The organism is Actinomadura rayongensis (genome assembly GCF_009831215.1).
GTDB classification, from domain to species: Bacteria; Actinomycetota; Actinomycetes; order Streptosporangiales; family Streptosporangiaceae; genus Spirillospora; species Spirillospora rayongensis.
The window spans coordinates 1388462-1399360 of record NZ_WUTW01000001.1 but is presented as its reverse complement, the minus strand read 5'-3'; the positions used below and the strand labels follow the sequence as shown (position 1 = coordinate 1399360).

8 protein-coding genes are annotated in these 10899 nt (G+C 74.2%); 1 reads left to right on the top strand and 7 read right to left on the bottom strand.

Going from position 1 to position 10899, the window contains the following annotated elements; translation table 11 throughout:
- Window positions 1-78 precede the first annotated feature (78 nt).
- Window positions 79-873: an IclR family transcriptional regulator gene (locus GQ466_RS06535; RefSeq protein WP_161101811.1), complete on the bottom strand. Its 795-nt coding sequence runs from the start codon at window positions 871-873 to the stop codon at window positions 79-81.
- A gap of 18 nt (window positions 874-891) precedes the next feature.
- Window positions 892-1851: a DNA polymerase III subunit delta gene (gene holA, locus GQ466_RS06530; RefSeq protein ID WP_161101810.1), complete on the bottom strand. Its 960-nt coding sequence runs from the start codon at window positions 1849-1851 to the stop codon at window positions 892-894.
- 270 nt (window positions 1852-2121) lie between these two features.
- Here holA and GQ466_RS06525 point away from each other — a divergent pair, with 270 nt between their 5' ends.
- The gene (locus tag GQ466_RS06525) at window positions 2122-3156 is read left to right on the top strand and encodes an ion channel (RefSeq protein ID WP_161101809.1); all 1035 of its coding nucleotides are present in this window, start codon (window positions 2122-2124) and stop codon (window positions 3154-3156) included.
- Window positions 3157-3323: 167 nt separating this feature from the next.
- On the opposite strand, the gene GQ466_RS06520 is transcribed toward GQ466_RS06525, so the two are convergent.
- From GQ466_RS06520 to hflX, 5 genes are all read right to left on the bottom strand, one after another.
- Window positions 3324-5927 (bottom strand): ComEC/Rec2 family competence protein, encoded by a 2604-nt coding sequence (locus tag GQ466_RS06520; protein WP_237417610.1) that lies wholly within the window; start codon window positions 5925-5927, stop codon window positions 3324-3326.
- Window positions 5924-6601 carry a ComEA family DNA-binding protein gene (locus tag GQ466_RS06515; protein ID WP_161101808.1) on the bottom strand — a complete coding sequence of 226 codons (678 nt, stop codon included), beginning with the start codon at window positions 6599-6601 and terminating at the stop codon, window positions 5924-5926. Before GQ466_RS06515 ends, GQ466_RS06520 begins: the two co-directional genes overlap by 4 nt.
- A gap of 61 nt (window positions 6602-6662) precedes the next feature.
- Window positions 6663-7520, bottom strand: a complete 858-nt coding sequence (locus GQ466_RS06510; protein WP_161101807.1) for a DegV family protein — start codon at window positions 7518-7520, stop codon at window positions 6663-6665.
- Between the two features lie 36 nt (window positions 7521-7556).
- Window positions 7557-8771, bottom strand: a complete 1215-nt coding sequence (hutI, locus tag GQ466_RS06505) for an imidazolonepropionase (protein ID WP_103563502.1) — start codon at window positions 8769-8771, stop codon at window positions 7557-7559.
- A gap of 562 nt (window positions 8772-9333) precedes the next feature.
- Complete coding sequence (gene hflX / locus GQ466_RS06500; protein ID WP_161101806.1) at window positions 9334-10740, bottom strand: GTPase HflX; 1407 nt, start codon at window positions 10738-10740, stop codon at window positions 9334-9336.
- Window positions 10741-10899: the final 159 nt, after the last annotated feature.

The following is a 10899-nucleotide window of genomic DNA, read 5'->3' as shown; positions in this document are numbered from 1 at the left end:
CTCACTTCCTAACATACGAGACATGCTCTGACCTGGGAAGATGTCCGGATTCGGAGGTTCGGGGGCTTCGGTAAAAAATCAGGAGGCGAGGACGGCCAGGCGGTCGGTGATCCGTCCGGCGGTCCGCCGGACGGCGGCGACGACCTCGGGGACGCGCTCCTCCGGCACCCGGTGCGACAGCGCCGCGATGCTGACCGCCGCGACGACCGCGCCGTCCACGTCCCGGATCGGGGCGGCGACGCCGAGGACGTCGGCGTCCAGCTCGCCGCGCGTCACCGCCGCGTCGTCGGTGCGAATCCGGGCCAGGCGCTCGCGCAGCACGCCCTCGTCGGTGACGGTCGCGCCGGTGAACCGGGGCAGGCCGTGCTTGGCGACGACGTCGGCGACCTCCTCGTCCGTCGCCCAGGCCAGCAGGACGAGCGCCGACGCGCCCGCGTTGATCGGCAGGACGTGCCCGCGCTCGTAGGAGAGCCGCACCGGGTGGCCCGTCTCCTCGCGCTCCAGGCACACGACGGACGCGCCCGCGCGGCGGGTCAGCAGCACCGTCTCGCCGACCTCCTCGACCAGCTCGCGCATCAGCGGCCGGGCGATCTCCGAAAGCCCGAGGCCCTTGCGGGCGAGCCTTGCCAGCTCGAACACGCGCGGGCCGAGCCGGTAGCCGGCCGGGCGGTGCTCCTCGATGAAGCCCGCGGCCGAAAGGCTCTGGAGGTAGCGGTAGGCGGTGGACCGTGCGACGCCGAGCGCGTCGGCGACCTCCTGTCCGCCGACGACGAGCCGGTCGTCGTCGAAGAGCTGCAGAATGTCGAGAGCCCGCTCCGCCGTGGAGTTCCGCTCCCGGTAACCGCTCGACTTTTGCGATCGCTGTCCTGTCATGCAGGAAGCATAGGCGGCTCAGCGGGCGTTGCGGGCCGCCACGATGGTCGAGACGGTCCGCTCCAGCGCGTACGCGGGGTCCGCGGCGCCGCCCTTGACGGCCGCGTCCGCCTCGGTGACGGCCGTCATCGCGCGCGCCACGCCGTCCCCCGACCAGCCGCGCAGCTGCCGCTGGACCCGCTCGATCTTCCACGGCGGCATGCCCAGCTCCTTGGCGAGCCCCGCCGCGCGGGCGCCGCGCGGCGCCCCGCCGACCTTGGCCAGCCCCCGGACGCCCTGCGCCAGCGCGCTCACGATCAGCACCGGCGGCACCCCGGTCGCCAGCGCCCAGCGGAGCTGTTCCAGGGCCTCGCCGAGGTTGCCCTCGACGGCCTTGTCGGCGACGGTGAACCCGCTGACCTCGGCGCGGCCCTGGTAGTAGCGGGCGACGGAGGCGTCGTCCACCCGTCCGCCGGTGTCGGCGACGAGCTGGCTGCACGCGCCCGCCAGCTCGCGCAGGTCGTTGCCGACGGCGTCCAGCAGCGTGCGGGCGGCGTCGGGGAAGATCTTCCCGCCCGCCCGGCGGATCTCGTTGCGGATGAAGTCGATCCGCTCGCCCGCCTTGGTGACCTTGGGGCACGCGATCTTGCGGGCGCCGGCCTTGGCGAGCCCGTCCGCGAACGCCTTGCCCTTGGCGCCGCCGTGGTGCACGGCGACGAGGTAGACGTCGTCGGCCGGGTTCTTGGCGTACTTCAGGACTTCGGCGGACAGGTCCTTGCCGAGGTCCTGCGCGGCGCGCAGCACGATGACCTTGGCGCCGCCGAACAGCGAGGGCGAGGTCAGCTCGGCGAGCCGTCCGGGCTCCAGGCCGCCCGCCCCGAGGTCGACGACCTCGGTCTCGGCGTCGACCGCGCGCGCCGCCGCGACCACCTCGCCGACGGCCCGGTCCACGAGCAGTTCCTCGTCCCCGACGATCAACGAAAGAGCCTCCGGCGCCATGCCCCCAGCATGCCACGCCCGCCCGCCCGCCCCGCACGCTCGCCCTGCACGCTCGCCCCGCACGCCGCCCTGCACGCTCGCCCCGCACGCCGCCCTACACGCCGCCCTGCACGCCGGCCCGACCCGAGCGCGTCGTCCTCGCGCATCAGGGTGATCCCGCGCTGCTCCGTGGGGCGTTCGGGCTGGTGGGGACGGGGATGTTGTCGCGAATCTGGGGACTTGTGGGGATTCGTCCCGCTAGGGTGTCGGAACTTGGAAGTGGGAGGCGCTGTGCTGGTCCTGGTGACCCGACTGTGGGCGCGCGTTCGGGGCCGGGTCTCGTGGTGGACGCCGGCGCTCGTCTTCGGCGGCGTGTTCTGCGCGAGCTGGCCGCTGATGGCGCTCGCCGAGCCGGCCGGGAGCGAGATCGTCCGCCCGGAGACCTACTGGTGGTACTTCGTCGTCACCGCGTCGACCGTCGGGTACGGCGACGTCTCGCCGTCGTCGGCGGCCGGACGGGTGGTCGGCGTGCTCGTGATCGTGGGCGGGATCGCGGCGCTGACGACGGTGTTCGCGCGGCTCGCGACGCTGCTGGAACAAGCGAGGGGACGCAGGATGCAGGGCGCCGTCACGGTGGACGTCTCGGACCATTTCGTCGTGCTCGGCTACACGCCGGGCCGGACCGAGGCGATGGTGGACGAACTGCTCGCCGACCACGCGCGCAAGGTCGTCCTGTGCGCGTGGGACGACGTCCCGGCGCACCCGATGCCGGACCGCGACGTCCTGTTCGTCCGGGGCGATCTGACCGACGACGACGTGCTGCGGCGCGCCGGGGTGCAGCGCGCCCACAGCGTCCTGATCGACGCCCGCGACGACAACGAGGCCCTGGCCGTCGCGGTGACCGCCGACCACGTCGCGGCGGGCGCCCACATGGTCGTCGCGCTGCGCGACATCTCCCGGGCGCAGCAGATGCACTACGTGGACGAGAAGCTCCAGTGCGTCCAGTGGCACAGCCCCCGCATGATCACCGAAGAACTGAAGGACCCGGGCCTCTCCGAGGTCTACACCGAGCTGATGAGCCACGGCGGCGCGGACACCTACTCGGTGCGCCTGCCCGAATCCCTTGGAGCGGTCCCGGTCGAGCACTGCCAGACCGTCCTCGGCCGCACCTACGGCGCCACCATGCTCGCCGCCCGCGCGGGCGACGTCCTGCTGGTCAACCCGAGCTGGCAGACCGACATCCCCGCAACCTCGATCATCTACTACGTCGGCCCCCGCCGCCTCACCCCCACCGAACTGGCCAAAACCCTCCGCACCCCCTCCTGACGATCCGCCGCCCCGCTCCAGACGGCCGCGCCGGACACCGCCGTCGCGCTCGTCGGCGACGAGGGCGGCGACGAGCTGCTCGCCCGCGCCGAGGCGGCGGCGACGCCGTAGGCGTACTGGCGCACGCGCCCGAGCGGCGCGGCGGACGGCCCGGCGTGGGGTGCGGCTCAGCGTCGGGACACCTCGACTAGTCCTGAGTTCGCGCGGGCTATGGCGATGTCTCCTTCCCGGTCGGTGCGGTAGGTGCGGACGTGCAGGTCGCGGAGCAGGTTCATGGTCGTGGGGGCCGGGTGGCCGTAGTCGTTGTCGCGGCCTACGGAGATCAGGGCGAGGCGTGCCCTGGCTGCGGCCAGGAAGGTGCGGTCCTGGCTGCGGGAGCCGTGGTGCGGGACTTTCAGGACGTCGACGGGTGGGATCGCGGGAGCGAGGGCGTGTTGGGCGTCTTCTTCGATGTCGCCGGGGAGGAGGGCGCTGAAGTCCGGGCTGCGTGCCAGGAGCACGACGCTCGCATTGTTGATCGTGGTTCCGTCGTCGGACGGGAGCAGGGGCGGGTCGGCGGACGTGGGCGCCAGGACGGTCAGGGTCAGGTTCCCGATCCGCCAGATCTGGCCGGGCATCGCCCTTGTCGTCGCCAGCCTGCCGGTGAGCCTCGCTGTGCGGCCCGGGTCGCGTGGGGTGGTCAGGAGTAGGTGCGTCGTTCGTCCTGCTCGGACGCCTGGGATGCCGTCGATGTGGTCGGCGTGCGGATGGGTGATGACGAGTAAGGGGACGTCCTTGATGCCCAGGCGGTCGAGACAGCCGTCCACCGCGCGGGGGTCGGGGCCCGCGTCGATCACCACTGCGCGGGACGGGCCCGCCGCAAGGGCGAGGGCGTCGCCTTGGCCGACGTCGCATGCGACCATCCGCCAGCCCGGCGGCGGCCAGCCTGGCGACACCAGGCGCAGGAGGATCACGCCCGGGAGGAGGCCCGCCGCGATTCCGGCTGCGGCGACGCGGAGCCTGGGTGAGCGGATCACCAGGACGCCTGCCGCCATCGCGGCGACCAGGCTGGCCGCGCCCGCCAGGCCGTCCGGCCACGGGATGGACGCGTGGGGCAGGCGTGCGGTCGTGCGGGCGACGAACGCGACCCAGCCGACCGCGAACCCCGCCGGGACGACGATCAAGCGCGCTATGGGCAGTGCGATCGGTGCGGTCAGGGCCGCCATGGCGCCGAGGAGCGTCGCCGGTGCGACGGCCGGTGCGGCGAGCAGGTTCGCCGCGACCGACAGGACGCCCAGCTCGCCCGACATCAGGACGAGCACCGGCGCGACCGCCGCCTCGGCCGCCGCCGCGACGGCCACCGCGTCCGCGATGGGCGCCGGGAGGCGTCGGCGCAGCCGGTCGCGCCAGGCCGGCGCGAGCACGAGCAGTCCCGCCGTCGCGAGGACGGACAGCGCGAACCCCGCCGACCGGCCGAGCGACGGATCGAGCAGCACCAGCAGGATCACCGCCGCCCCCAACGCTGGGAGTCCCTGGCGGCCTCGGCCGCCGAGCAGTGCGACCAGGCCGACCATGCCCATGACCGTCGCGCGCAGGACGCTCGGCTCCGGACGTGCCACCAGCACGAACAGCAGCACGGCGCCCGCGGCCAGGACGGGCGCGACACGGCGGCCTAGGCCGGCCAGGCGGCAGAGGGCGAGGACCGCGCCGATGACGATCGCCAGGTTCGCGCCGGACACGACGAGCAGGTGCGTCAGCCCGGCCGTGCGGAAGTCGGCGGCGAGCCGTGGATCGAGGCCTGACACGTCCCCGACGACCATGGCGGGGAGGATGCCGCGCTGGTCGGGCGGCAGCCGGGCGACGGCCGCGCGCAGGCGGGAGCGGATCGTCCCCGCGAAGCGCTGCGGCGGGGACGGTCCGCGCAGCACCGTGGGCGGCCCCCGGACGATCACGACCGCCGCCGTCAGGTCGCCGCCGCGCGGCTCGGTGAACCGTCCGGCCAACCGCACCCGGACGCTCGGCCCCGTCCGCGCCCAACGCGCGTCCGTCGCGAGGAGCAGCACCGGAACGCGCACCCGCACCCGACGTCCCTCCCGCGCCACCGGCTCGGCGCGGGCTAGCGACCGACGTCCGTCCCACGCCACGGGCCCGGCGCGCACCCGCTCGCGACGCCCATCCTGCGCCACGGGCCCGGCGCGAGGATGCACACGACGTCCATCCCGCGCCACGGGTTGGGCGCGGGCTTCCGCGCGACGTCCGTCCCACGCCACGGCCTTGGCGCGGGCTGGCACGCGACGTCCGTTCACCACAACGGCCTCGGCGCGGGCGCGGACGACGAACGTCACCCGTCCCGGACGCCGCCGCTCGACCGGGTCGCTCGTGATGACGGCGTCCACGACGGCCCGCTCGCCGTGCCGCGCCAGGTCGCGCACCGGCCCGGAGCGGACGGCCGTGACCCGCACGCCCACCCCGGCCGCTGATGCCGCCACGCAGACGAGCAGCGTCCCGGCCGTTAACCGTCCCGCCCGGCGTCCCCGGACGAGCAGCACTGCTCCCCCGGCGACCGCGACCACCGCAAGGCTCCAGATCACCGCGACGGCCGCCCCGAGTGTCAACGCCGCCGTGCCCCATACGGCCAGCGCCGGAAGCACCAGACGCACGTCCGTCCCGCTGGACGTGGCACCGTCCGCCGGTGCGGTCGGCCTGGCGTCCTGTCCGGTCGGCGGGATGGCGGGCATTGCGGCTGGGGTGTCGCCCACCACGGCGTCGGGCTGGTCAGCGAGTCGCTTCATGTTCGGACCTGGGATTTCAGGTCGGCGAAGCGGCGCGGCCCGATGCCCGAGACCTCTTGGAGTTGGTCGACCGAGCGGAAGGAGCCGTGTTCGGTTCGGTAGGCGAGGATGCGGGCGGCCAGGACGGGGCCTACGCCGGGGAGGCGTTGCAGGTCGTCGGACGTCGCCGTGTTGAGGTTGACCGGGGCGTCCGAGGGGGCGGCGCCTGGTGGGGCGGGACCGGAGGCGAGTGGCAACGGGGACGCTCCCGCGACGCCCACGGGAATCTGTTCGCCGTCCACCACCGGACGGGCCAGGTTCAAGGCTCCCGTCGTCGCGCCCGGACGTGTCCCCCCGGCGGCCCGGATCGCGTCCGCCACCCGCGCGCCCGCGGGCAGCGTCACCAGGCCGGGGCGCCGCACCTTGCCGAGCACGTGGACGAGCAGCCCCGCGGGCGACGACGGCGCGGACGCCACCAGCGCCACCGACGACACGGCGACCGGCGGCGCACGGTCCGGTTCCGCCCGAGGACGCGCCAGCCACAGGTACCCGCACGCCACCGCCACGGCCAGCACCCCGGCCACGATCAGCACCCGTGCGCCGCCGGGCCCGAGCGCGCGTCCCGGCGGCTCCGGCCCCGAGCGCAGCAGCCCGGATGGAGGAAGCGCCGATCGGAGACGTTCAGAGAGTCGCATGCCCAGCACGCTAAGTAGCCGGACCAGCGCGACGCCACCGCGCGGAAGAACTGTGGATAACTCAGAGCTGAGGCGCGACCACCACGCCGAGCATCCCCGGCCCCACGTGCGCCCCGATCACCGGCCCGACCTCGCCGACGTAGATGTCCTCGACCCCCGGCAGCCGCGCCCGCAGCCGCGCCGCCAGCGCCTCAGCGCGCGAAGCTGCGGCCAGATGTTGCACCCCAAGGTCCACCCGCCGGTCCCCGGCCTCGGCGACCACCAGCTCCTCCAGCCGCGCCAGCGCCCGCGCCGACGTCCGCACCTTCTCCAGCGGCGCGATCCGCCCGTCCTCGATCCCGAGCAGCGGCTTCATCATGAGCGCCGAGCCGAGCAGCGTCGCCGCCGCGCCGATCCGCCCGCCGCGCCGCAGGTGCTCCAGCGTGTCCACGTAGAACAGCGAACGCGACTCGTCCGCCCGCCGGAGCGCGGCGGCGGCGGCCTCGGACGCCGACGCGCCGCGCAGTGCGGCGGCGGCAGCGGTCAGGGCGGAGAGACCGAGGCCGAGGCCGATCGTCCCTGAGTCCACGACCTGGACGGGCACCGGCGCGGACGCGGCGGCGAGCCGCGCGGCCTCCACCGTCCCCGACATCTCCGCCGACAGATGCACCGACACGATCGCCGAGGCACCGCCCTCCCCCACCGAACGGTAGGTGTCGGCGAACCGTTCGGGCGCCGGACGCGACGTCGTCACCGGCCGCCACTCGCGCAGCGCCTGCGCGGCCTCGGCGGTCGTGATGTCGTTCTCGTCGCGCACCGTGCCGCCCACCGCGATCTGCAGCGGGACGACCGTCACGCCGTGCCGCTCGGCGAGCCCCGGCGGCAGGTAGGCGGTGGAATCGGTGATGACGGCGACCCCGGTGCGCCGGGCACTTCCCATGCAGGGAGCGTACCCAAACCGGAGATTTCCGGCTCGTTACGGTTGGACCGGAACTCCGCCGCGCCACACCCGCAGGGCCCGCAACCCGAACGACCAGGCGAAAGCGCCCTCGTGGTCGGCGTCCCACAGCACGATGTCGGCCATCATCCCGGGCGCGAGCGACCCGCGGTCCCCGGCGTGCAGGGCCGCCGCGCCGCCGAGCGTCGCCGCCCGCAGCGCCTCGGTCACCGACATCTGGTACCGCGCGACGGCCAGGCCGATGACCAAAGGCATCGACGTGATGCCGCACTGGCCGGGGTTGTGGTCGGTGCCGAGCGCGACGGTCACGCCGCGGTCGAGCATCGCGCGCACCGGCGCGGGCGGACGCGAGGTGTTGAGCCCGCTGCCGGGGCAGACGGTCGCGGTGACCCCGGCGTGCGCGAGCGCCTTGATGTCGTCGTCGGTGGCCTCGGTGAGCAGGTCCGCGGACGCGCACCCGACCTCGGCCGCGACCTGCGCGCCGCCGACGCGCTCGTGGGCGCAGGCGTGCATCCGCGCCTTCAGCCCGGCGCGCTTGCCGGTGAGCAGCAGCGCGCGGGCCTCCTCCGCGCTGAAGTGGCCCTCGTCGCAGTAGACGTCGATGGAGTCCGCCCCGGCCTGCGCGGCGTCGCCCGCCCACAGCCGGACGGCCTCGATGTAGTCGCGGCGCCGGCCGAAGAACTCCGGCGGCAGGATGTGCGCGGCGAGGAACGTCGCGTGGATCCGGGGCATCGACGGCTCGCTCTCCAGCGACCGGAGCATCCGGATGTCGGCCAGCTCGCCGTCGCGGGTGAGGTGGTAGCCGGTCTTGGCCTCGACGGTCGTGGTGCCCGCGAGGATCCACTGCCGCAGCCGCTCCCGGACGCCGTTGCACAGCGTCCACGGGTCCGTTCCGCGCGTCACGGTGACGGTGGAGTTCACGCCGCCGCCCGCCGCGGTGATCGCCGAGTTGGACGACCCGCTGGTGCGCATCGCCAGCTCGGCCCAGCGGTTGCCCGCGTAGACGGGATGGGAGTGCGCGTCGATCAGGCCCGGCGTGACGAGGCCGCCGCCGAGGTTCTCCACATGGTCGACGTCGACGATGTCGTCGATGATGCCGGGGACGCTCTGCGGCAGGTCCGACGCGGGCCCGGCCCAGACGATCCGGTCGTCGTGGATGAGGACGGCGGCGTTGCTGCAGACGTCGGTGCCCGTCCAGAGCCTGCCGATGTTCGTCAACAGCCGTACCGTCATGTCATCACCGGCCGGAGGGAGGCAGGGCGCCGCGGCGCGCGGTGGACGTGACCGGCGGGAGGTGGAGGACGCCGCCCGCTCTCGATCCTGGACCTGCCATGAGAGGGCCACCTGCTCTCGATCCGGAGCGCCGACTGGGTGCCGGCGAACCACCACTGGAGGGACGGGTGGTCGGCCGACCACCACGAGCAACGAGACCGTAGATATCGGTTTCGTCACGGTAGTGTACTGAGGGCCTGGCCGACAACCTCTGGCCGGAGAACGACCGCGCGAGAGCGCGGGTTCCCGGCCCGGAGGACCGCGCGCGCCGCGAGGAAGGGTGCCGGAACCGGCGACGCGGCGTGACCTTCACGGGCTACCTTCCTCATCACGGGCCGCCCCGCCCGGTGGGACGGAGGGCACCGGCCGCGAACGGGTGAGGTGACCACCACGACGACCGTGCGGAATCCGTTGTTCACCTTACGGAGGGCCGTCGCGGGGTCAAGCGGAATCGGGAAGATGTCACCGATCGGAAACAGGCCCGGCTCGGGGAAAAACCGGGCCGGGCCGTTCCGTCCGCGGGTCAGGTCGCGGCGAGCGCCTCGTAGGGCGCCAGTTCGGCCGCGAGGGCGGCCGGGACGCGCGCGTGCAGCGCGGTCCCCTCGGCGAGGTGCTCGGCCGAGTGGACCTCACCGCGCTCGTGGACGCGCGCGACGAGGTCGCCGCGCCCGTACGGCACGAGCACGTGCATCTCGTGTTCGAGGCCCGGCAGGTTCTCCTCGATCGCGGCGCGCAGCTCCGCGATGCCCGCTCCGGTCCGCGCGGACACGACGACGCAGCCCGGCTCGCGCCGCCGCAGCCGCGCGATCGTCAGGTCGTCGGCGGCGTCGGCCTTGTTGACGACGACGAGTTCGGGCAGCCGGTCCGCGCCGATCTCGCGGAACACCTCCCGGACGGCGTCGAGCTGCGCCTCGGGCTCGGGGTCGGAGCCGTCCACGACGTGCAGGACGAGCCCGGCGTCGGTGACCTCCTCCAGCGTCGAGCGGAACGCCTCGACGAGCTGGTGCGGCAGGTGCCGGACGAACCCGACGGTGTCGGCGAGCGTGTAGGCCCGTCCGCTCTCGGTCTCGGCGCGCCGGACGGTCGGGTCGAGGGTGGCGAACAGCGCGTCCTCCACCAGGACCCCGGCGCCGGTGAGCCGGTTGAGCAGGGACGACTTGCCCGCGTTGGTGTACCCGGCGATCGCGACGGCCGGGACGGCGTTGCGCCGCCGCTCGCCGCGCTTGGTGTCGCGGGACTTGGACATCTCGGCGATCTCGCGGCGCAGCTTGGCCATGCGGGTGCGGATGCGCCGCCGGTCCAGCTCGATCTTGGTCTCACCGGGGCCGCGACCGCCGATGCCGACGCCGCCCGCCGCGCGTCCGCCGACCTGGCGCGACAGGTTGCCGCCCCAGCCGCGCAGGCGCGGGAGCAGGTAGTCGAGCTGCGCCAGCTCGACCTGCGCCTTGCCCTCGCGGCTCTTGGCGTGCTGGGCGAAGATGTCGAGGATGAGGGCGGTCCGGTCGATGACCTTGACCTGGACGACGTCCTCCAGGTGGCGGAGCTGGCCGGGGGCCAGTTCGCCGTCGCAGATGACGGTGTCGGCGCCGGTGGCGATGACGACGTCGCGCAGTTCGGCGGCCTTGCCGGAGCCGATGTAGGTGGCGGGGTCGGGCCGGGTGCGGCGCTGGACGAGGCCCTCCAGGACCTCCGAGCCGGCGGTCTCGGCGAGCAGGGCCAGTTCGCGCAGCGAGTTCTCGGCCTGCTCGGCGGTGCCCTCGGTCCAGACGCCGACGAGGACGACGCGCTCCAGCCGCAGGGACCGGTACTCGACCTCGGTGACGTCGGTCAGTTCGGTGGAGAGCCCGGCGACGCGGCGCAGTGCGCGGCGGTCCTCCAGGTCCAGCTCGCCGGTCAGGGGCTCGAGGTCTTCGTTGAAAGTCTGAGTCATATGTCCTCTGGTAACGCCGCGGGGCGGCTGTCTCTTCCCCCGGATGGTCTCACGCGGGGGTGACGCCGGGCCATCCGATTAGCGGCCGGACGTGCGGGGAGGTCCCGGACGGATGGGGGCCTTTGACCCCGCCGCACCGCCCCGAGTACCGTTCTCCAC

What these genes read in the sequence shown, in the direction of transcription:
- hutI (WP_103563502.1), bottom strand. Translation starts at nt 8,771, where the DNA reads ATGACGGTACGGCTGTTGACGAACATCGGCAGGCTCTGGACGGGCACC.
- hflX (WP_161101806.1), bottom strand. Translation starts at nt 10,740, where the DNA reads ATGACTCAGACTTTCAACGAAGACCTCGAGCCCCTGACCGGCGAGCTG.
- holA (WP_161101810.1), bottom strand. Translation starts at nt 1,851, where the DNA reads ATGGCGCCGGAGGCTCTTTCGTTGATCGTCGGGGACGAGGAACTGCTC.
- GQ466_RS06510 (WP_161101807.1), bottom strand. Translation starts at nt 7,520, where the DNA reads ATGGGAAGTGCCCGGCGCACCGGGGTCGCCGTCATCACCGATTCCACC.
- GQ466_RS06535 (WP_161101811.1), bottom strand. Translation starts at nt 873, where the DNA reads ATGACAGGACAGCGATCGCAAAAGTCGAGCGGTTACCGGGAGCGGAAC.
- GQ466_RS06515 (WP_161101808.1), bottom strand. Translation starts at nt 6,601, where the DNA reads ATGCGACTCTCTGAACGTCTCCGATCGGCGCTTCCTCCATCCGGGCTG.
- GQ466_RS06520 (WP_237417610.1), bottom strand. Translation starts at nt 5,927, where the DNA reads ATGAAGCGACTCGCTGACCAGCCCGACGCCGTGGTGGGCGACACCCCA.